This window comes from Burkholderia sp. JPY481 (assembly GCF_038900515.1).
Lineage (GTDB): Bacteria > Pseudomonadota > Gammaproteobacteria > Burkholderiales > Burkholderiaceae > Paraburkholderia > Paraburkholderia youngii.
Genome location: NZ_JAYMRT010000017.1, coordinates 1 through 22,639, shown reverse-complemented (window position 1 = coordinate 22,639; position 22,639 = coordinate 1). Strand labels below are relative to the sequence as shown.

The following is a 22,639-nucleotide window of genomic DNA, read 5'->3' as shown; positions in this document are numbered from 1 at the left end:
AAGTGCGGCGCATGAGTATCGGGAACGTCGCATGCTAGGAATTTTCAGGTTGCTCCGACGCGGATCGTTTCGTCAGAAGGGATCCGCGCCATCACGAGGCGCGTCGCGCCGTACGTTGGCTGTTTCGTTGCAACGCCAGAGGCAACTCCACAGTCAAACCTAGCAGGAAGGCACCATGGACAGGAATCGAGAAGAAGGTACAGCGAAGGAGCTCAAGGGCTCCGTCAAGGAAGCGATTGGCAAGGTCACCGGCAATCGCGCGAAGCAGGCCGAAGGAGCGGCCGAGAAGATCGCCGGCAGAATCCAGGCGAGGATCGCCGAAGAAGCCCAGGAGGAACGTGAGCGCGTGAAGAGCTAGCGCGTCGCGGTTTCGCGTACCCCAGCGTTACCTATCCGGACTGCCCGGTTTCGGGCGCATCAAAGTCAGGCACGCGATTCGTGCACTGACGCACCACGTGCGTAGCGCCTCGCACGCCGTCGGTGCTCGTCGCGTCGCGCCCTCGCGGCGCGGTATTCGACACACGTATCGTGTAAATTTCTGTTACGGTCCAGAGTCGGCCGGCGCATTCCTTGCGTCGGTACCGCATCGCTCATTCGAGGACGCTTCATGCTGGGATTCGACGTCGGCGCGGCCAGGAAGGTCTGGACCGCGTCTCTGCTCGCGCTGCTGTTTTTCGTCATCTATGTCGCGTCGACGACGGTGCTCGTCATCGTGTTCGCGGTGTTCTTCAGCTATCTGATCTACCCGATGGTCGCGCTGGTCGAACGCGTGAGGCCGCGCCGCGTGCCGCGCGTGATGTCGATCGCGGTCGTGTTCGTCGTCGTGGTTGCGCTGCTCGCGGTGGTCGGCTCGGTGTTCGGCGTGGAATTGCAGGATCAGGCGACGCGCCTCTTTTCGCAATTGCCCGGGCTGCTACGCACCGACGTACCGAACCGTTTGCCGTTGCCGCATTTTCTCGAACCGCTGCGCGAGCGGATCGTCGATTTCCTGCGCAGCCAGATCGAGACCGGCTCCGACAAGGCCGTGCCGTTGGCGCGCAGCCTCGGGCTCGGGGTCGTGCATGCGGCGAGCAACCTGATCTATCTGGTGCTGATACCGATCCTGAGCTTCCTGCTGATCAAGGACGGCGAACGGATGCGCGACGCGTTTCTCGCGTTGCTGAACCGGCGGCATCGCGTGCTGTGGAACGAGATCGTCGACGATGTGAACGTGCTGCTGTCGAAGTACGTGCGCGCGCTGCTGTTCCTGTCGCTCGCCACGCTGTTTTGCTACGGCATCGCGTTCTCGCTGCTTGGCGTGCCGTATGCGTTTCTGCTCGCGGTCAGCGCGGGGCTGCTCGAATTCGTGCCGTTCGCGGGGCCGCTGGCGGCAGTCGCGATCACGCTGGTGGTTGCGGTGTTCAGCGGCTATCCGCACCTGTTGTGGCTAGTGATTTTCATCGGCCTGTACCGGCTGTTCCAGGACTACGTGCTCAATCCGTATCTGATGAGCGAAGGCGTCGAGGTCAGTCCGTTTCTGGTGATCGTCGGACTGCTCGCGGGCGACCAGCTCGGCGGCGTCGCCGGGATCTTTCTCGCGGTGCCCGTGATCGCTACGCTAAAAATCGTGATTGGCCGCGCGCGCGTGTTTTACGCGGCGTCGCACGAGCAGGGCGAAGCCGCGCGGCGCGCGCTGACCGGCAGCACCGACGACGAGACGTAGCGCGCGGCCTTGCATCGTCAACCTTCTCCGGCGATGTGCGCTTCGAGGCCAGCAGCGCGAGGCATCGTCGCGCCAGCGTCGCTGGCCGGCGCCGCTTCGCGCGGCGCGGCCTTCACACGCGAGACCCACAACACCGCCGCACACGCGACCGCCACCGCGGTCCAGCCGACGGTTCCATACCCGGCGATGCGGCCATCGGCCGACGTGCTCAGCATCAGGCCACCGAGCCACGCGCCGGTGCCCGTGCCGAGCGCCTGCAGCGCGCTGTTCGCGCTCAGGAACGCACCGCGTCGGGCGGGCTCGGGGACCGTGGTCAGCAGCGCCTGCATCGGCACCATGCGGCCGTTCATCACCACGAGGAAGCACGGGAAGAACAGCAGGAGCGCATAGAACGGCAGGTCCGGCAGATGCGTGACGAACAGCACCGGCACGAACGACAGCAGCGCCGCGCAGCGGAACACGCGCTGCGTGCCGAAGCGGTCGGCGAGCCTGCCGACGAGCCGCGACGTGAAGAAGGTCGCCGCACCGCCGCCCATATACAGCCACGACAGCTGACGCGGCGCGACCCCGTGATTGGCGACCAGCATCGGCGAGATGAACGGAATCACCAGCATGTGCGCAATCATCATCACGAACGTCAGCGCGAACGCATTCAGATGCCGCGGGTTGCTCAGGAGCCTCCACAGCTCGGGCAGCACTTCCGCGAGCGGCGGCTGTCTGCGGCTCAGATGCGCGGCCAGCGACGGCACCTGCCGCGAGGCCGCGAACCACACCAGCAGCGACAACGCGACCAGCAGGAAGAACGGCGCGGCCCAGCCGAACTGCGCGCCGAGCATCACGCCGGCCGGCACGCCGGCGATCGCCGCGAGCGAGAACGCGGTCATGATCGTGCCGGTCGCGGCGCCGCGCCGTTGCAGCGGGATCACGTCGCCGACGATCGCCATGATCACGGAGCCGAGCACGCCGCCCGTGATGCCGGCGAATGCGCGCGCGGCGAGCAGCAGCGCGAAACTCGAAGCGAGCGCGCACGCAAGGTTCGACAGCACGAACAGCGCGTAGATGGCGAGCAGCAGACGGCGGCGGTCGAAGCGGTCGATATAGGTCGCCGCGAACAGACCCGACAGCCCCGAGCACCACGAATACGCGGACACCGCCGTCGCGAACGCGGCCGGCGCGATCTGGAACGCGCTCATGATCTGCGGGCCGAGCGGCATCATCACCATGAAGTCCATGATGATGGTGAACTGCGTGAGCGCGAGCACCCACAGCAAATGGCGTTCGTGCCGTGCAGTGATTGAGTACATCGGTTGATTTCCCTTTGTTGTTGTTCGAAGTACGCCGCTGATGCCGCGCGCGACGCGAGCAGGAGCTCAGTCGTCGATCGTTTCGTGGACCGCGACCGCACCCTGTTTCCAGTAGCTGGCCGCGCGAATCCGCGCTTTGTCGACGCCGCGCTCGCCGCACAGATGCTGACGCACCGCGCGGATCGCCGCCGCCTCGCCGGCGGCCCACACGTAGCCTTCGCCGTTCTCCGGCAGCCAGGTATCGCGCACCGCGTGCAACAGCGCTTCGCCGCGCGTGCCGGTCTGCGTGTCGGCTTCGCTGCGATAGCACCAGACGAGGTGCAGCTCGGCTTCAGTCGTGAACTCGATGCGCGCGGACGGATCGGCGACCTCGATTACCGCGGCGACGCGCGTGCCGGCCGGCAACTCTTCGAGACGTCGTGCGATCGCGGGCAGCGCGGTGTCGTCGCCGATCAGCAGATGCCAGTCGAAGCCGGTCGGAATCACCAGCGAGCCGCGCGGGCCGCCGACGCCCAGATACTGGCCTACCTGCGCCTGCGCGGCCCATATCGCCGCGGGGCCTGCGTCGTGCAGCGCGAACTCGATGTCGAGCTCGCGGGCGTCGCGATCGAAACGGCGCGGCGTGAAATCGCGCGCGGTCGGCCGCTTGCCTTCGGGGAACACCGGGCCGTCGGGGCCGGCTTGCGGCAGCGTCGGTTTGTCGGCGCCGGGTTCGGGGAAAAACACCTTGATGTGGTCGTCGAACGACGCTGACACGAAGTCGTGCAGATCGTCGCCGGTCAAGGTCACGCGAATCAGGTGCGGCGTCAGCGCGCGCACCTGTTTGACCTGCAGCAGACGAAACTTCAACGGATGCCGCACGCGATGCACGGCGAGGTCGGGGCGAGTGAGTTGTTCTTGCATGAGCGTGGTGCTCCTGTTCGGTTTGGGAGGACGCGCGGGTTGTCTCGTGGACGAGCGCGCGTTGTCAGACGGTCGGCTCGCTGTCGTTGCCGGTCTTCGCTTTGTTGCCGTTGCCGCCGCCTTCGATTTCCCTGGCCGCGCTCATCAGGATCGCGGCGATGCGGCGCTGCTCGTCGGCCGGCGCGTTGTCGCGGCGCAGCAGCGCGTTCTTCAGCGTGCGGCGCGCTTCGTTCAGCTCCGGCACCCAGCCGCCTTCGCTGACGTCGGCCGGCTCTTCGCCGGCCAACGCGCGGCGCACCGAATCCATCTTGCGGGCGATATGCGAGAGCCGCGCGAACATCAGTTCGACGCGCTCGCGGTTCGCGGCCAGATATTCGCGGCCCGCATCGGCCAGCTCATAGCGCTTGCGGTTGCCTTCGAGCTGCACGGTGACGTAGCCGAGCTCTTCGAGATAGGTCAGTGCCGGATAGACCATGCCGGGGCTCGGGCTGTAGAAACCGTTCGAGCGGGTTTCGAGCGCCTTGATCAGTTCGTAGCCGTGACTCGGCTGCGTGTCGATCAGCGATAGCAGCAGCAGTTGCAGATCGTCGGAGCTGAATTTGCGGCCACGCGGGAAGCCATCGCCGTCGCCGCCGAAGCCGCCCGGGCCGCCGCCGAAACCACCGTATCCGCCCATGCCGCCGGGGCCGCCATGACCGCCGAAGCGCGAGCCGCGGCCGCCGAAGCGTTGCTCGTGATGATGGCCGAAGCCGTGAAGCAAAACGTGGAACAGGAAGCGGTGCCGAGGGTCGAGGGAAGCGCCGCGGCCGGCGACGTCGCCCGCATGCAGCGGCGGATGGCCGAAGCCCGCGTGACAACGGTTCTGCGCATCGCGCGGACCGGAAAAACGATGAGGATGACGCATCTGGGATGCCTCCCATAAATGTCGTAAGATGCATCGTAAGATATATATCTTAAGATAGTCTGTCAAATTATTTTTTATCTGCCACAGACCTATCGGGGCACAACAAAGTCTGCGGGAAGGCAAAAATTGCGTTTCGGGAACACCAAAGTTTCGGGAATCTCGAAACTCGGTCTGCCACGCACAATTTTTCGCGAGCTTTGCTATCGAAGGAGGTGATTCTGATAGAACGACAATGACGCGCAGATTATGTGCACCGCGGAGCACAGGGCGCTTCTTCGTTTGTCCAAAATTTGGGGCCATGTTCAACCCGACCGGCTCGCATGTTTGAAGCGCCGGCTTTTGAAGGCGAAACGTAATATAAAACTTTCCAGACATTCCTAAAGTAAAACCCGGTTCTTGCCGTTATTCGTCACACAAAAGCGCGACTGCAACGACCGCGCGTAGTAGCCGATTGACCAAAGAGAACCCGCAACGACCGGTTGCGTGAACAGAAAAATGTTGACCAGCGTACGAAGTAGCAGCGCGGGCCACGGGGGCTCGCGTCGATATGGATTGCAAGTCAGGTTGATTGTCGCCGCGCTCACTGCCGTCCCCTACAGTTCTTATGCAGTTGGCATATCGGTTGATGGCGGAACTACAACCACTGTTTCAACCAGTGCAAATGGCCATCAAACTGTCAATATCGCGCCGGCGTTCGCGGGCGTTTCAAATAATACCTACACGAATTTCAGCGTAGACGCGGCAGGCGCCACGCTTAATAACGTGGGTATTAATGCCAGAACGATTGTCAATCAGGTAACAAGTACCAATCCCAGCATAATCAGCGGTCAAATCGATGTGCTTGGTTCGCGTGCCAACGTGATATTGGCGAATCCGAACGGCATTACGGTTAATGGTGGGTCTTTCGTCAACACGGGGCGCGTTGCGCTCACCACTGGACAGGTCAGTTTCAAGGACACCATTCCGATCGCGGGGCCTCCGGAGCGGGACATCTTGCTCGACACGAACACCGGGACCATCGTCGTCGGTCCGCAGGGACTGGCGAGTGCACTGATTGGGCTCGATCTGATCGCAAAGAACGTGCAGCTCATCGGGGCGCTCAGCAACAGCTTCTCGTCGCCGACCGCGTACGTGCGTGCCGTGGCAGGCAACAGCCATGTCTCCCTGAACACGGCAGTTTCGCCCAACGATAACTCTAACGACTGGCTTACGCTGAGTCCGACCATCAGCGCGGCCACGGCCAGTTCATTCGCGATCGACATCACCGCTGCGGGCAGCCTGGCGAGTGGCCGTGTGCAGCTGATCGTCACCGACAAGGGCCCAGGCGTGCGCAGCGCGGGGCCAATGAACGCGACCCTCGGCGATTTCACGCTGGCGTCGAACGGCTCGGTGCAGTTCCTGAACACTTCTCTCACGGCGGCGAACAACCTCGATCTGCAGGCGCAGGACGGCATCACGCTGTCGGATACGACGCTGACGGCGAAGGGTGGCTCGGCGACATTGACCACCACTGGCGCCGTGAGCCTCACGGGCAGCAGCGTGCTCGCGAATGCTGGCATCGACGTGAGCGGCGCGGGCATCGCGTTGGCGCAGGACGTCGCCGGGCAATCGGTTATTGGTTCGACCACCAGCGGTGTCGTGCTGACCAGCACGGGCGACATCACCAGCGTCGGTTCGCTGATACAAGGCCAGCAGAAGAACGCTCAGGACAGCGCATCGCTCGGCGCAGTCACGCTGAAGGCGGCAGGCAACGTGCTGAACCGGTCGACGCCCGACAGTTCCCTCGCCGTGATATTCGGGAGGGGCGGCGATGTGTCCGTGACGGCCGGTGGCTCCGTGACGAATCAGAACGCGCGCATTTTGTCGAACCACAATCTGACGATCAGTGCGGGCGGCGATGTCGACAACATCGTCGATCATTCGAGCGGTGTGAACGGCGGCGCACCGGTCAGCTACTCGGACCGCAGCTGGCGCCTGATTTTCGTCGAACACCGTGACGACGGTTTCAACGTCGACTACGGCGCGCTCGCCGATCCGGACAAACTCTCTTACCTGAGCGCGAACGCCGGCAACGTGACCATTGCCGCGCAGAACGTGCACAACATCGGCGGCACGATTCTCGCGCAAATCGACCCGCAGAATCCGACCGTTGGCGGCTCCATTTCGATCACCGCACGTGACCAGTTACTGACGCAGGCGATCTTCACCGGGCAGGCGTCGTTTCATCAAACATGCTTCTTCTTCTGCAGTTCGAGTTCGTCGAGCAATGTGCAGGGCTACGGCGGCGTGATCCAGGCGAACAATGACATCGCGCTGAAAGCCGGCACGCAGATCACCAACACCGGTGGCCTGGTGTCGGCGGAAGGCACGCTCAAACTCGACGCGCCTAAAACCCTCGCACAAGCTGTACTCGGCTACACCGCGATCAATCGTACGCATGATCTCAAGGCGTGGTTCGGCAACTCGTGGTCGGCGATCTTCGCGGCTGATACGGGTGGTTTGTTCAGTGGCGGCTCTGGCCAGGTTGAGCTGACCGGTGAGGCGGATATTGAAGGTGGCTCGTTCAACGCGCCTGGCGGCGTCAACGCCGCGGGCGGTGTGAATACCATTCGCGTGCCGTATCGCGCCCCGGTCACGATCGGCAATCACAACCATCTTGGGCTCGTGTCGTGGTTCGGTCTATGAAGTGGGCCTCGGACATGGTCACGAGTTGGGCAACAAGCCGGACCACTCCGCGCGCTGTGAAGCGCCACAAGCCACGGCTTGGACGTTGCACGCTGGCGATACTCGCCGGTGCAGCGGCGGCGCGGGGATTCGCGCAAGCGCCGCCGAGTATGCCGAATGCGGCGGCATTGGGCGGCGTGCCGTTCCGGGCCGAACAGGACCCGGCGCAACGGCTGCTGCAAGAGCAACGCGACCGCCAGCGGCGCGACGAAATCCAGCAGCCGCCTCCACAGATCGAAGTGCCCCAGCCGACAGTAGTCAATCTGCCCGAAGGCGCGGATGTCGAAACGCTGCCCGACGTCGAGCCGCTGTTCAAGATCGACCACATTGATTTCATCGGTGACACCGTGCTTGGCGCGAGCGAACTCGACCGGATCGCCGCGCCGTTCATCGGCAAGCAGCTCGGCCGCAACCGCATCAACCTGCTGTTGCGCCGCGTGACCGAGGCGTTCATCGCACGAGGCTACATTACGACGCGTGCATATCTCGGCGCGCAGAATCTCGCCTCCGGTACGCTGAGAATCAACATCGTCGACGGCAAAGTGTCGGCCTTCACGCTGAACGGAAAACCGCTGCGTCCACGCGATCCGAACGAGCCGTGGTACACGACACACGGCGGCGGGCTGCTAACGGATGCGGGCACCGTATGGGCCTTCGGCGATAGTACGGGCGATGTGCTGCGCTTGCCCGATCTCGAACAGGGCGTCGACCAGATCAACCGGTTGCGCCGCAATCAGGCCGAGATCCAGATCATGCCAGGCGCGACGCCGGGCGATTCGGTGGTGGCAATCACGAACCACTACGGCGACCGCGTTTTCTATGACATCGGCATCGACAACTACGGCAGCTCGCAAACCGGCACGCTGCGCTACCGCGCCGGTGTCGAAGCGGACAACGTAATTGGTTTGCAGGAGTCGTTGTCGTTCAACTACGTCGGCACGCAGGACAGCAACGCCGTGGTGTTTTCCGCGGCGGCGCCGTACGGCTATCAGACCTTTAGCTACACGACGTCGCTCTCCGAATACCAGCAGACCATCAGTGATGTCGCGCTGCTCCAGGGCCGCACATTCAGCCAGATTCTCGGCTGGAACGACGTGCTGACGCGCTCGCGCGCCGGCCGAAGCAGCGTCGACGTGACGCTCACCAAAATGCGCACGGAACGCAGCCTGAATGGCATCGACCTGGCGCCGCAGGACCTCACGGTGTTACGTATCGGCTTGAACGGCTTACGCCGCTTCGTCGCGCAAGATCAGGCCGCGGCCGCGACGTGGGACATCGGTGTGTCGCAAGGCTTGCCGTGGCTCTGCGCGAGCCATGACGCCCCCGATATCGACGAAGTCGATGCGCACAGCCAGTTCACCAAAGTGGACGCGACCGCCACGCTGCAGGTCGCGCTCGGGACGTTGGCTAGTATGCAATGGACCTATCGCGGCATGTTGCGTGGCCAGTACAGCCATGTCGCGATGTTCGGCAACGAGCAGATCTTCCTCGGCGGCATGGGTTCCGTGCGCGGCTTTACCGAAGGCGGCATTGCCGGCGACAGCGGCTTCTATCTGCGCAACGAGGCCGCTTGGCAAAACGTGCCGGTCTGGCACGACGCGCATCTGGAACCGTACGTCTTTCTCGACGGCGGCAAATCGCATCTGGTCGCGCAGGGCGGCTGGCCGACGCTCATGGGCACCGGCATCGGCGCACGCGCGCAATGGCGCTACAAAACACAAACCGTCACTAGCGAGGTGCTGCTTGGTCAGGCCTTGCTCCAACCCGCGGCGCTGGGGAGAAAAGCCACCGTGCTGCTCGCCACACTCAACTGGTCACTCTAAAGAGGTTCACATGAAACATCGTCCGATCGCAGTCAGGATTCGCAACGCCATGCTGATCGCCACGATCGGTCTTGCAGCCGGTTTGCCGCCCGCGGCGCATGCTGCCAACAGGCCCAAGGCAAAAGCCCCGGCCGACAAAGCCGCAGATGCCATCGGTGGTCCGTTGCCCGCCAACGGCGTGGCACGCGTCAACAACGTCGTGATTACGCAGGACCAACTCGACCAGGCCGTGCGTGCGTTGAACGTGCCGGATACGCCCGCGTTGCGCGCGGCAGTCAGGAACCAGCTGATCGCGCGTGAACTGTTCCGCCAGGCTGCTGAGAAGCAGCATTACGAATCGCGTCCGCAAGTCGTGGCCGCCGTCGAGCAGGCGAAGACCGCCGCGATGATCGCTGCGTATCTGCGCGATGAGGTCAAGCCCACACCCGTCACCGATGCCGATGTGAAGGCGAAATACGACGCGATCGTCGCGACCCTCGGTGACAACGAATACAAGCCGAGCGCAATCGCCGTGAAAGATGCCGACACCGCTCAAACGGTGCTAGCGCAACTGAAGAAGGGCACCGACTTCGCGCAACTCGCGAAGCAGTACAGCCAGGGCCCGGGCGCGGCACAAGGCGGCGCAATGAACTGGATTTCGTTCAAGACGCCAATTCAGCCGGGTAACACACAGAACTGGCCGCAGCCGCTCGCCGAAGCGCTCGTCAAGTTGCCGCAAGGCGGCGTTTCAAGCACGCCGGTGCAAACCGGCGACGCGTACTGGATTCTGCGGGTCGACGAAAAGCGTCCGACGCAGATTCCCCAATACGACCAGATCAAAGATACGTTGCGTAAGCAGCTCGAACAGGTCGCGCTGGAGAAAGCCACGGCACAGGTCGTGGTCGATCTGATGAAAAACGCCCGCATTCAGCAGCAATAAAAAGCCTTGCTTTTGCAGAGCGCGCAGCGGACGGGATGAAACCGCTGCAACGCCGTTTGGGTTGGTCGCCCGGAACGGCGAAGAAGAAGTGCCGGAAGTACAAGAACCAAAAAAAACGAGCGCACCATGAACGTGTCCACACGCAACGCTTTACGACAACTCGAACAAAACCGTCAGGCACACGACGAGCGGCACGCCCGCGGCATGCGCTCCGCGCGGCTGTGCCGGGCGGTGCCGATGCCTGCGCGTGCGTTTCGCGTATGGCAGCGCGCGGTGTCGGCGTTCGTCGCATTGACGCTGTTCGCCGGACCGCTCTCGATCACGTTCGAGCAAAGTCGCGACGCTGCAGGAGTGCTGGCTTCCGGCAGCCATCGTCTGGATGACGAGGCGTGGCAACGCATCATCGACCTGAGCGCGGTGCGTATCCGTTTTGCGATGCAAATGGCGCAGGCCGCGCCAATTGTCGATCCGAGTGCGCCGATCACGTTTCAACCTAAGATCACGCAGACCACCGGCGCGGGCGGCGGCGTGCCTGTCGTGAACATCACCGCACCAAATGCGACAGGGATTTCGCTTAACAAGTACCAGCGTTTCAACATCGATCCGGTCGGTCTGATTCTGAATAACAGCCTGATGGGTGGCACCTCGCTCACAGGTGGCGATCTGCAGGCGAATCCAAATCTCGTGGGCCGTACAGCGAGCGTGATTGTCAATCAGGTGACGTCGACGGGCGCTGCGTACGCGAGCTTGCTCAACGGGCCACTCGAAGTGTTCGGTGCGCCTGCAACCGTCATTATTGCGAATCCCAACGGCATCACGACCAACGGCACCGGATTCACGAATACGATCGGCGTCACCTTGACGACCGGCACGCCCCAATTTTTGAGCGACCTCAAAGGCACGGTTACCGATTTTAATAGCGCGCAGGCGATCGGTTATAGCGTAACCGGTGGCCATATTCAGGTCGAAGGCAACGCGGGCGTAAACGGCCCGGGTGCCGGTATTGAAGGCACGGTCGGCACGATCGACCTGATCGGCGAAACCATCGGCATCAATGCACCTCTGTATGCCGGCTCGCGGATCAATGCGATTGCCGGGCGACAGTCCGTGCTGCCGTCGGCGGTGAGCAGTAACGGCACCACGTATGCGACGTCCGCGAACGGTTCGGATAACTCCGCCAACGCGATCAATAGCGCCAACGGCCACGCCAATAACGGTCTCGCCATCGACGCCACGGTGTTTGGCGCGATGACCGCCGGCCAGATCCAGGTGATCGGCACCGCGGCCGGCATGGGCGTGCGCACCGATGCGCAGATGGCGGCGAATACCGGCGATCTGCTGCTGTCGTCGAACGGCGACTTGACGGTGAACGGCTCGGCCGCGCAACAACAAGCCACGCTGCAGGCGAGCGGCAACCTGTCGATGACCGGCGCGCACGTCGGCATCAGCGGTTACTCGATCAACGCGAATGGCGACGTCACGTCGACCGGCACGATTCAGACCGGCGGGAAGCTCGCCGTCACGGCCGGCGGCAACGTCAACGTGGCGAATGCGCAATCGGACGGCGATACGGCGGTCACGGGCGGCGCGAACGTCACGCTTGGCGACGTGCAAACCGGCGGCGCGCTCGCGGTGAGCGCTCGAGGCAACGGCGGCACAGGCGACATCAACCTGAACGGCACCTCCGTCATGAGCGGCGCGACGAGCTTGCAGGCCGCGCGTGACATCAACGTCAACGGGCAGACCAACGGCAGTACGTTGCAGGCGGCAGCGCAGCGCAACGTCAACGTGAACGGCGCGCTGCAAACGTCGAGCGATCTCGCCTTGACCGCGCGGCAAGGCAGCGTGACGACCAACGGAACCGTCAGGAGCGGCAATAACCTCGCGCTGACGTCGGGTCAGGACACGAATGTGGTTGGGCAGGCCACCGCGCAGAAAGGCGTGGTGGTGACGGCGGGCCAGGACTTCTCGGTGAGCGGATCGCTTGCAAGCGGCACCACGCTCGCAGCCAATGTCGTGCGCGATATCTCGGTAGCGGGTTCGCTGCTCGTTGGCACCGGTGCGCAAGTGAGCGCTGGGCGCAACCTCGACGTTCCGGGCGTGGTCATCGTGCAGCAGGATGGCGAGTTCAATGCACAGAACAATCTCACCGGCAGCGGATCGGTGGCGTTCGGCCAGAACGGTACGTTGACGACGGGACAGGACGTCGCGTTCACCGGCAAGCTGCTCGCCAATGGTCTGCAAGTCACGGCGGGCAACGACGCGAGTCTTGCCGATGTGCAGGCGGGCGGTGCGTTCAACGTGGCGGCGAACGGGATCACCAGCAATCCGGCCGGCGGCGGTGACGTGACGTTCAACGGCAACGCTGCTTCGGTTGGCGCGGCGAATGTTCGGGCGGCACGCGATGTGATCGTCAATGGCACGCTGGCGGGTGGCTCGCAGGTCACGCTGACGGCGCAACGCAATGTTGCGGTTGCAGCGGCGGGCACCGTGCAGGCGGTTGGCGATCTGTCGGTCGCGGCGGTGAATGGCAGCGTGAATTCGAGCGGCACATTGAACGGCGCGGCGGACCTCGTCGTTAGCGGTGCGCAGGATGTCGCGCTGATCGGTTCGACGAGCGTAACCGGCGATACGACGCTGACGGCGGGGCATGACCTAACCATCGGTGGCACGCTGGCGGGGCAGGGCGCGGCGACGCTGAGCGCGGGTCATGACGTGATCGCGGGCGGCAGCAGTGGGTTCGCCAATGATGCGAACGTCTCTGCCGCGAACGACTTGTCGGTGACTGGCGCGTTGCAAGGCGCGGGCGTCGCGTTGACTGCAGGTCATGGTGTGGCGTTGAACAACGTGCAGGCGAACTCGGCGCTTCATGTTGTGGCGAACGGTGGCACTCTGGCAGTCAACGGACTGGTGGCGTCGTTGTCGACGGCGTCGTTGACTTCGAGCGGCGACACGTCGATCAATGGCGCACTGCAAAGCGCGAACCCGCTGAACGTGACGAGCGGCGGCAACACGTCGATCGCCGGCAGCGTCGCGTCGAACGGCAACGTCACGCTGACAAACGCAGCGGGCTCGCTGACGAGTACCGGCAACATTCAGTCCGGCGACAACTTGCTGATTAATGCAGCGCAATCGGTCGACCTCGGTACGCAAGGCACTTCCGCGCTCGGCGATCTGACTGTCAACGCGGGCCAGAGCCTGACGATGAACGGCTCGGTCGTCGCGCAAGGCAACGGCACGTTGACGGCTGGCGGCACGATTGCGGGCTCGGCGACCAGCGCGTTCGGCCTCGCGGCGAACGTCAGTTCCGGTGGCGACACGACCTTGACGGGTTCGCTGCGCGGCGGCACCGTGCAGACGAACGCGGGCGGCTCTGCGACGTTGCATGACGTGCAGGCGGCATCGAGCCTCGCGCTTTCGGCGACTCAGGATCTGAACATCACCGGTGCGGTGACGGGCGGTGCGGCGGTCACGCTAAATGCCGGTCAGAACATCGGCATCAGCGGATCGATTCAATCGGCTGGCGACACCACGCTGACCGCGCAGAACGGTAGCGTCGGTTCGACAGGCACGATCGCGAGCAACGGCGCGTTCAACGTGCAGGCTGGCACCGACATCAACTTCGGCGGCACGACCACCGCTGCGTTCGACGCGACGCTCAACGCAACGCGCGACGTCAACGTGACCGGCATGCTTGCCGGACAGGGACAAGGCATTGTCACAGCGGGTCGTGACATTAGCGGCGCGGGCACGATGACCTTCACGCAGGCGACTACGCTGAACGCGGGCCGCGATGTGGCGCAAGGTGGACTGATCCAGGGTCAGGCGGTTCAGGTGACGGCGGCGGGCAACATCAGCGTCAACAACGTCGAATCGGCCAGCACCGTTGCGTTGAACGCGAACGGCACGAATACGGCTAATGGCTCGGGCAATCTCACGGTCAACGGTTCGGTTGCCGCGGCAGGTACTGTGACGGCGACGGCGCAGAACGATGTGACAGTGGCGACGACGGGCAAGATCGCCAGCGGCACGACCGTTGGCATTAACGCGCAACACGATATCAACGTTGCGGGCGCGGTCGAGTCGGTTGGCGATTCAGTGCTCAATGCGCGGCAGGGCAGTCTGAACGCGACGGGCGGTATCAACAGCGGCGGCGCGCTGGCGATCACGGCCGGTCTCGATCTATCGTTGGGCGCGAGCACAAGCGCGGTCGGCGACGTCACGTTGAATGCGGGTCGCGATGCGTTCCTGAATGGCTTGGTGGTCGGCCAGGCGAATGGTGTCGTGGCGGCGGGGCGCGATATCGGCGGTGCCGGTACGCAGGCGTTTACACAAGCGGCGCACTACACGGCGCAACGTGATATCGCGCTGAGCGGCGGGGTGCAGGCGAATGTCGTCAATGCGACGGGCGGCAACAACGCATCGCTGAACGACGTCAATTCGGCGACCACGCTGACGCTCATCGCGAACGGCAATGCGGGCGGCGGCGATGCCGCCATCACGGGCACGGCAACGGCGCCTGGCGTCGTCACGCTGGCTGGCGCGCGCGACGTGCTGCTCACCGGTTCGCTAACCAGCGGCGACGCGCTGACCCTGGCCGCGCAACGCAACGTGACGGCAAGCGGCACGCTGCAAACCACGGCCGGCGATCTGACTGCGACGGCCGCGACCGGCAGCATCGCGCTGTCCGGTGCAACGACGACCTCCGGCGCGCTGAACCTGATATCCGGGCTCGATACGCAGCTCGGCGGCCAGATCAACGTGGTCCAAGCCGTGACCGTGCAGGCCGGTCGTGATATCCAACTGACCGGCGCGCTTGCCGGCCAGCTCGGCGGCACGCTGACGGCATCGCACGATATCAACGGCGCGGGTACGGCGGCCTTTGCTCAGGCAGTAACACTGAACGCGGCGCATGACCTGGCATTGACCGGCGCACTGCAAGGCGCAAGCGTCACGGTGACGGGCGGCAACAACGCCGGCCTCGGTAGCGTGCAGGCGGTGACCGGCAACCTCGCCGTGACCGCGAATGGCAACGCAGACGGCGGTGACGTCACGCTCGCCGGCACGGCGACGGCACTCGGCACGCTGACGCTGCAGGCCACGCGCGATGCCACCGTGGGCGGCGCGATCAATGCCGGTGGAACGACGACGATCGACTCCGCGCGCAACATCGCACTCGCCGATGTCAATGCCGCGGGCGATCTGACGCTGACGGCGACCAATGGCAACGCGAGTGCTGCGAATGTCATAACGCAAGGCAACCTGAACGCGAACGCTGGCCAGGCGCTGACCTTCTCCGGTGCGACGACGGTGGGCGGCAATGCGCAACTCACATCGGCTGGCGACCTGACGTTGACCGGTGGCATCGGCGCACAGAACGTGGGTACCTTGACGGCAGGCGGTTCGATCAACGCGGGTTCCGTCGCGTTTGGCCAGCAGGCTACGCTGAACGCGGGCGGCAGCATCGGTGTGAGCGGCATCGTCGCGACCAACGGCACCTTGAGTGCGACAGCGGGCAACGATCTGTCAATGGGCATGGCGCAAGCCGGCGGCGCAATTGCGTTGCAGGCGCAAGGACACGATGGCGCGGGCGATGTGAGCGTGGGCGGCACGCTCGCCTCGGGCGCGTCGCTCAGCGTGACGGCCGTGCGCGACGCGACGATCGGCGGAAATGCTTCGGCTGTCGGCGCGCTCACGGTGACCGCGGGCCGCAATCTCGCGGCAAACGGCATGCTCGGCGCGAATTCGGATGTCACGTTGAGCGCGGGCGGCGGCATTTTGAGCGTCGGCGGCGCGGTGACGAGTCAAGGCAACCTGAAGGTAACATCGGGAGGCGCGCTGGCGCTGAATGGTGGACTCGTCAACGGCGACACGACGATCAGTTCAGGTGGCAATGCTACGTTGACCGGCGCATTCCTCGGCCTCGGCCTCGCCACCATCAACGCAGGCGGCTCCGTCTACGGCAGTGGCTCGCTGACGTTCGGCAAGGACGTCACGGTCGGTGCGGGCGGCGCCGTCACGCTTGGGGAGATCCAGGGCGCGGGCCTATTCACGGCGACCTCGGTTGGTGATATGTCGCTCGGCGCGACGACGGCCGTGGGCAATGTGACGGCAAATTCCACGGGCGGCAGTGTTGGCTTTAGCGGCAACGTGCAGTCCGGCGGCAACGTGGCGATTCAGGCGGCCAATAACGCGACGGTGATCGGCGCAGTGTCGTCGATGGGCACGGTCAATGTCGCGGGCACGCACGGCAATGTTAACGTGGCGGGCGTCTCGGCGAACGGCGATACGACGCTGAGCGCCGGGCAGACGCTCACGTTGAGCGGGACTAGCACGGTGGCGGGGCAGTTCACGCTGAACGGCGGCAATGTCACGTTGAGTGGCTCGCAAGGCGGCTCGAAGAATGTGAACGTGAGCGCGCAGGGGACGGTCGATGCGAGCCAGACGTCGATGGTGTCGACAGGCAACATGCAGTTCAGTGGCACGAATGTGAGCTTGGGTTCGGCGCTTGTCGGCGGGACCTTGGCGGCCTCTGCGTCGAATCAGCTCTCATTGGTCGGCGCCGCGATAGATGTGGTCGGCGGGGCGACGCTGACCTCCGGCAATGGCTTTTACAACGCGAGCCAGGTGTTGTCCGGCGGTGCGTTGTACGTGTCCGCCCCGAGCCTGACGAATGCGGCGAACGCGTCGCTGGCGTCGACGACCACAACGACGATCAACGCAACGAACTTCACCAACGCGGGCCTAGTGAATGGCTCGACGACGAATATCTCCGTTGCAGGCAGCCTGAATAACTCAGGCGGATCGTTGATGGCCTTGAACGGCCTGTCGGTCAACACGGGCACGTTGAATAACCAGAACGGGCTCATCTTCGCGGGAAATCCGAATGCACCCGGTGGCCCGACGACTGGCGACGTCTCGCTTACGATCAACGGCGGGGACGGTTCGTTCTACAACGCCAGTGGCCAGATTCTCGCGCAGCGCAACATGGGCATCAGCGCCGTGAATATGGCGTTTGATCCATCGCAGGGAACGATTAGCCAGGGCGGTCAGCTCTCGATTACCGCGGGGTCCATCAATAACACCGGAACGTGGAGTTATGGCGGTCAAAGCGTGACGCTAACGGGGCTGAACGGGATCAACAACTACGGCACGATGACCGGCACGGCGCCGTTGACGATCACGACCAATGGCGCGTTCACGAACTTCGGTCAGATCGCCGGCAACGACGTAACGTTCAACGGCACCTTGAACAACGCCGTCGGCGCGGTGATGCATGCGGGCGACGCGCTGACGCTCAACGGCAACGCTACGAACCGTGGCACTGTGGAAGCGGGCAACCTGCTTTCGGTGAACGGGGGCAACTACGACAACCAGGGCGCGACGACGCAGTCCAACGGCAACATGCAGTTTTCGCTGGGCGGCACGCTGCAGAATACGACGGGCACGATCTCGGCCGCGGGGAACCTCACCATCAATGCGGGCGCGGTCGTCAACGATGGTGTTCAGGGCGGTTTGACATCGTCTACCCAAGTGGTTTCGGCCGCCGACGACCCGTCACTGTATGGCTCGATAGTGGTCGGCACGCAGACGGTTCATGGGTTCACGGGCGGCAACGGCGGATCGTATTACGACGCGACCTATACCTACAACGCGACCTTGTCCGACCTGGGCCCCGACCTGGCGAATGGCGTGCTCGACGTGGCGCACAACGCTGCCTTGACCGGCATGTATGGCGCACAACTCACGGAGCCGACGCAGGTCGGCAGCAATTTGCAGCAAGCCGGCGTTTCATATCAGACGATCGCTCTGCCGGGTATCGATCGCACTGTCACGGCTCCAGGCGCCGGCACGCCGGGCACCATCATGGCGGGGGGCAACATCACCCTGACCGCAGGTTCACTGTCGAACGCCGATGGCATCATTTCTGCCGGCGGCAATGTCAACTTCAACCTTCAGTCGCTGAATAACGGTTCGCTTGGAGATGTGACGGCGACGGTGGTGGACACGGTCGACCAGACACAACTCAACGCTTTCATGGCGCAACTGCATGCGCTGGGGAGCGTCGGTCTTTACAACGCGCCGATCCCTTACGAGCTTGGCGGATACGTGGGCGGCGAAAGTACGGCTACGTTCAATTCGACCGCGTCGGTTCCTGCGAGCATCACGACTACGACCACAACGTTTGGCCAGCAAGGCTTGATCGTGGCCGGCCAGGATGTGAACCTGTCGGGCGGCAACCTCGTCAACAGCGGGAATATCTATGCGGGCCGCAATTTCAACGCAAGTGGCGCCCAGTCATTCAGCAACCAGGGTGAGCGCATTACGTCGACGAGCAGTTCGCCCGGATGCGCGACGGGCGTGTCGGCCAGCGAGTGCGCCGCCGGAATGGGCTATCGGGGAGACAACCCGACGACGACGAGTTTCAGCTACGCGCAGCAGAGCGCGACGATATACGCCGGCAACGACCTCGTTATCGCCGCCGGCCAGGTCAGCAATACGTATGGCAATCTTCTCGCTGGTCACGACATCGTGATTGGCGGTGTCGGTACGACTGCCAGTGCGACAACCCCTGCGCAAGCACTGACCAACACGTCCGGCCAAATCGTGGCGGGCAACAATATCACGCTCAACGTGTCGGGCGCGATAACCAACACGTTGCCGCCGCCAGTTCCGGTTCATCAGGACTATGGCTCGAAGGAACAATATTCGGGCTGTATGACGGCGGGCGGTTACAAGGAGAGCTACTGCGAAGGTTATGTCGACCAGCAGTCGGGCAGTTCCTCGGTGATCAGCGCGGGCAATAACCTGCAGATCAATGCGGGCAGCCTGACGAACATTGGCAGTCTGATTAGCGCGGGGACTGCGGCGACTATCACGGTGGCAGGTCCGGTGGTGAATGAGGCACAGACGCTCAATGCGTACTGGCACTCGCACTGGGTGCAGGAAACCGGCATGTTCAGCGCGGACAAGCGTCATGACGTCTGGGCGTGCGGGTCGCCGGCCGAGTGCACGGCGCTCTATGGCAGTGCCTATACGAACACGGGGGGCACGATCGATCCGCCGCAGCCGGTCGGCAACATTGCGGCCACGATTCAGGCGCCGAATCTGACCATTACGTCGGGCGGACAGATCCAGAATGTCGGCAACGTGATCGGCACGTCGGTTACGTTGACCGGGCAGAAGCTGATCAATGGCATCACGACGGCCAACACCTATACGCCGCGTGTCAATGGGCCGTCGCAGGTTATTTCGCTCAGCCCGGTGAATATGCCTGGCATCAGCATCACGATGCAGCGTCAGGTGGGCGGCGCCTTACCGGCTGCAGTGGCTGGGAAGGCTTCATACGTGGATGGCTCGCTGGGTACGTCCACGCTCGGCAACCTCGGTCCGCAGGATTTGATCAATGCGCTTCCGGCCAACCTTCAGCCTACCTCAACGCTGTTCTATTACAACCCGCAGGAGGAAGACCTGGTTTTGCAGCAGGCGGCGTTGCAGCAAACCGGCAAGGCGAGCTTTGTCGATGGACTGACGTATGACAGCAAGACCAATACCTCGGTGACGGAGCAGGAGAAGAGTTACCTGTATCAGAACGCGCTCGACTACGCGACGGCGAACAACGTCCAACTTGGTGAGGCGCTGACGCAGACGCAGATCAACGCGCTCGACAAGCCGATGCTGTGGTATGTGGAGCAAACCGTTCCGGATCCATCGTGTACGGCGACGGGCCCGGCGTTGAATACGTGTCCGACGATCACAGCGCTAATGCCGCAGGTTTATCTGCCGACCAGCAGCAATGCAATGTCGGCGGGCGGCAATATCTCTGGCCAGGACGTCACGCTGAATTTCGGCAAGGATGACGGTGGCAGCATTCTCAATACAGGGAGCATTAGCGCTTCGGGTACGCTTACGGTCAACACCGATACGTTGACCAACCAGGCCAACCAGGTCGACGTCGGGCAGATCTGGGCGAAGGTGAAGGGCGGCTATATCGAGGAGACAGGTACGACGGTTCAGCCGGGCGGCTTCATGAGCGCGGCGAACATGAACCTGAACGTCGAGACGCTAAGCCAGATTGGTGGAGCGCTGCAGAAGCTCAATGCGGATGGGACGGTTGATCAGCCTGGTACGCAGATGATTCTCGGCCAGATTCAGCAAGAACTCGGCAGCGCGTTTTCGCAAGTCGCAGTGAGCGACAACCTGCATACGCAGTTTGTCCAGGAGGGCGGCCTCGGCGCATTTGGTCAGGTGCTGAGCGCGGCGATTGAGATTGTTGCGTCGTTCTATCTCGGTCCGCTTGCCGGTGCGCTTATCGGCAGCATCGCCGGTCAGATAATCACGACCGGGTCCGTGGATTGGGGTTCTGTCGGTAAAGCGGTAGCGGTTGAAGAACTCACAGCTGGTATTGACTCCGGGCTGGGGCTGGACAGCGTTAGTGGGTTCAGCGACCTCGGCAACGGCGTGGTAGCCGCAGATTCATCCATCACGCTCGCCAATTTGGGACAGACGGCGCTCAGTGTGGGGGAGCGCTCGCTTGTTAGCGCAGGTGTCTCGACTGCGATTTACGGCGGTAGCTTTGGCCAAGCGCTAAAGAACGACCTGGTGACGAATATTGCCGCGGTCGGAGCAAACGCGATTGGAGACACTTTCACTGACTCGTCGGGCATGTTCAGCAACACGAGCCCGCTTTACTATGCGGCACATGCGGCATTGGGCTGCGCGGCCAGTGCGGCGGAGGGCACAGGGTGTGCAGGCGGAGCCGCGGGCGGTGCACTCTCCGCCGGGCTGAACCCGGTTATCGATGCGAACGGGAATATCCCGCCGGCCGCATTGACGGCGATCGAGACGCTCGTGAGTGGCAGCGTCGCGGGAGCCCTCGGCTTCAATGTTCAGGGCGCGATGACGGCGGCCCAGAACGAGACGCTGAACAACTACCTCAACCATGTGCAAACAGCGAATCTTGCCGCGTCGCTGAAGAGTTGCGCACCGGGCGATACGGCCTGTATCAATCAGGTGACGGCGAGCTATCAAAGCATCTCGGCGCAGCAGCAGCGCGACGCGCAGAACTGTAGCAGCGTGACTGACTGCGCGACGATCAAGAACGATACATTGAGCGGTTACGGGATCAGTGCGTCGGACGCGCAGTCGTATTGTCAGGGTAACGCGAATTGCGTGTCATTCTTGACCGGGTTGGGCAATCAGGACGTTGCCGCGAAGTCGATCGCGACGACGAACTGGAACGACATCTCGAACGCGGTCTACATGCAGAACGCCCAACAGGCGTTGATCAGTTCGGGATTCTCGCCGACTACGGCAGCGGTGTTGTCGGCCGCGACACCGCAGGATGCAGCGGGAGCGACCGAGGCGATCACCGGTTCGTCAGCATCCAATGGGCCAAAAGTACCTCAAAATCTCCAACCATTCACAAATCCTGCCCAAGCTCCAGTCATTCCTTCCGATTGGGTGAGTCGTCCCGGTCGAACGCCCGGAAGTATCATTTACTATCCGCCTGGCACTGATCCCAGTGCTGCGGGGAGTACCTACATTCGCGTGATGCCTTCCGGCTCTACGCCGGTGCCCGGCTTAGAGAATGGTTATTGGACGTCTGTGGTGAATGGACAGCCGATCAATCCGGCCAATGGATCGCCGAACGCAACCAAGGGGGATACTCACATCCCGCTCCCGCCTAACTCTATGCCACCGGCAAGGTAATTCCCATGCTTGAAAAGCGCGATCTTGCGGAGATTGTTGGAAGAGAGGTTACCGGGGTGACGGTAAATCCTAGCTCGGTTTCGTTGTCTTTCAACGGCAGTGGTGGTAACGGCGGCTGGATTCTGGTTCAGTGCCGGTTCGTGTTACAAGCGGCTGGGGGCCAGACGATTGGAAATGCCACCCTTCCTGAGTCTGCCGCTCCTTTGTTGAGTTGTTTGAAAAGGAAGATCGTCGACGCCCGTTTTGACGAAAGTAAAGTGCTGACATTGCACTTTGAGGATGAGCAGTTTTTACAGTTGATTCCGGAGAAGGACGGGCTCGAGTCTTATGTCTTGCACACGGCAGAAGGGGTCGTTCCAGTGATCGACTTCTGAGTCGAACCCGGCCTCGTGCCGGGTTCATGCTTTATGGCGCAGGCGAGCGGCGTTGCACTGCTGTCCGATTTGCTTCCTTCGTTGCCCGCCGCGAGCCGGCACCCGCCCGCTAGAAAATCCCCCTCGCCACTTCGCGGCGCACGTCCTTGAAGCGCCCCGGGTTTTCCGGAGACTCCACTTCTTGAGAAAATGGAGCTATGGAAAACACGAAGAAGAAGTCCCCGAGGTACTCGCCGGAAGTTCGTGAGCGGGCTGTGCGAATGGTACTGGAACA

Annotated in this window: 10 protein-coding genes; 7 read left to right on the top strand and 3 right to left on the bottom strand. The window is 63.1% G+C overall.

What is annotated here, in order from left to right; genetic code table 11:
* Nucleotides 1–175: 175 nt before the first annotated feature.
* Nucleotides 176–358: a CsbD family protein gene (locus tag VSR82_RS30550; RefSeq protein WP_368581940.1), complete on the top strand. Its 183-nt coding sequence runs from the start codon at nt 176–178 to the stop codon at nt 356–358.
* Nucleotides 359–607: 249 nt separating this feature from the next.
* Nucleotides 608–1,702, top strand: a complete 1,095-nt coding sequence (locus VSR82_RS30545; RefSeq protein WP_429455656.1) for an AI-2E family transporter — start codon at nt 608–610, stop codon at nt 1,700–1,702.
* 17 nt (nt 1,703–1,719) lie between these two features.
* Here the strand turns inward: VSR82_RS30545 and VSR82_RS30540 are convergent, their stop codons facing one another.
* From VSR82_RS30540 to VSR82_RS30530, 3 genes are all read right to left on the bottom strand, one after another.
* The gene (locus VSR82_RS30540; protein WP_429455655.1) at nt 1,720–3,006 is read right to left on the bottom strand and encodes an MFS transporter; all 1,287 of its coding nucleotides are present in this window, start codon (nt 3,004–3,006) and stop codon (nt 1,720–1,722) included.
* 66 nt (nt 3,007–3,072) lie between these two features.
* The gene (locus VSR82_RS30535) at nt 3,073–3,909 is read right to left on the bottom strand and encodes a siderophore-interacting protein (protein WP_429455654.1); all 837 of its coding nucleotides are present in this window, start codon (nt 3,907–3,909) and stop codon (nt 3,073–3,075) included.
* A 64-nt stretch (nt 3,910–3,973) separates the two neighbouring features.
* Nucleotides 3,974–4,813, bottom strand: a complete 840-nt coding sequence (locus tag VSR82_RS30530; protein WP_429455653.1) for a PadR family transcriptional regulator — start codon at nt 4,811–4,813, stop codon at nt 3,974–3,976.
* Nucleotides 4,814–5,308: 495 nt separating this feature from the next.
* On the opposite strand from VSR82_RS30530, the gene VSR82_RS30525 reads away from it, so the two are divergent.
* The 5 genes from VSR82_RS30525 to VSR82_RS30505 all read left to right on the top strand — a co-directional run bounded on the left by VSR82_RS30525 (nt 5,309) and on the right by VSR82_RS30505 (nt 22,365).
* Entirely contained in the window at nt 5,309–7,498 is a 2,190-nt protein-coding gene (locus VSR82_RS30525) for a two-partner secretion domain-containing protein (RefSeq protein ID WP_429455652.1), read from the top strand.
* A 149-nt stretch (nt 7,499–7,647) separates the two neighbouring features.
* The gene (locus VSR82_RS30520; protein WP_498858316.1) at nt 7,648–9,360 is read left to right on the top strand and encodes a ShlB/FhaC/HecB family hemolysin secretion/activation protein; all 1,713 of its coding nucleotides are present in this window, start codon (nt 7,648–7,650) and stop codon (nt 9,358–9,360) included.
* A gap of 10 nt (nt 9,361–9,370) precedes the next feature.
* The gene (locus VSR82_RS30515) at nt 9,371–10,279 is read left to right on the top strand and encodes a peptidylprolyl isomerase (protein ID WP_429455651.1); all 909 of its coding nucleotides are present in this window, start codon (nt 9,371–9,373) and stop codon (nt 10,277–10,279) included.
* Nucleotides 10,280–10,405: 126 nt separating this feature from the next.
* Nucleotides 10,406–21,991, top strand: a complete 11,586-nt coding sequence (locus VSR82_RS30510; protein WP_498858303.1) for a two-partner secretion domain-containing protein — start codon at nt 10,406–10,408, stop codon at nt 21,989–21,991.
* 5 nt (nt 21,992–21,996) lie between these two features.
* Nucleotides 21,997–22,365: a hypothetical protein gene (locus VSR82_RS30505; RefSeq protein ID WP_429455648.1), complete on the top strand. Its 369-nt coding sequence runs from the start codon at nt 21,997–21,999 to the stop codon at nt 22,363–22,365.
* Nucleotides 22,366–22,639: the final 274 nt, after the last annotated feature.

Excerpts from the sequence above, each read along its gene's own strand:
- VSR82_RS30550 (WP_368581940.1), top strand. The coding sequence starts at position 176 with ATGGACAGGAATCGAGAAGAAGGTACAGCGAAGGAGCTCAAGGGCTCC.
- VSR82_RS30545 (WP_429455656.1), top strand. The coding sequence starts at position 608 with ATGCTGGGATTCGACGTCGGCGCGGCCAGGAAGGTCTGGACCGCGTCT.
- VSR82_RS30540 (WP_429455655.1), bottom strand. The coding sequence starts at position 3,006 with ATGTACTCAATCACTGCACGGCACGAACGCCATTTGCTGTGGGTGCTC.
- VSR82_RS30535 (WP_429455654.1), bottom strand. The coding sequence starts at position 3,909 with ATGCAAGAACAACTCACTCGCCCCGACCTCGCCGTGCATCGCGTGCGG.
- VSR82_RS30530 (WP_429455653.1), bottom strand. The coding sequence starts at position 4,813 with ATGCGTCATCCTCATCGTTTTTCCGGTCCGCGCGATGCGCAGAACCGT.
- VSR82_RS30525 (WP_429455652.1), top strand. The coding sequence starts at position 5,309 with ATGTTGACCAGCGTACGAAGTAGCAGCGCGGGCCACGGGGGCTCGCGT.
- VSR82_RS30520 (WP_498858316.1), top strand. The coding sequence starts at position 7,648 with ATGCCGAATGCGGCGGCATTGGGCGGCGTGCCGTTCCGGGCCGAACAG.
- VSR82_RS30515 (WP_429455651.1), top strand. The coding sequence starts at position 9,371 with ATGAAACATCGTCCGATCGCAGTCAGGATTCGCAACGCCATGCTGATC.
- VSR82_RS30510 (WP_498858303.1), top strand. The coding sequence starts at position 10,406 with ATGAACGTGTCCACACGCAACGCTTTACGACAACTCGAACAAAACCGT.
- VSR82_RS30505 (WP_429455648.1), top strand. The coding sequence starts at position 21,997 with ATGCTTGAAAAGCGCGATCTTGCGGAGATTGTTGGAAGAGAGGTTACC.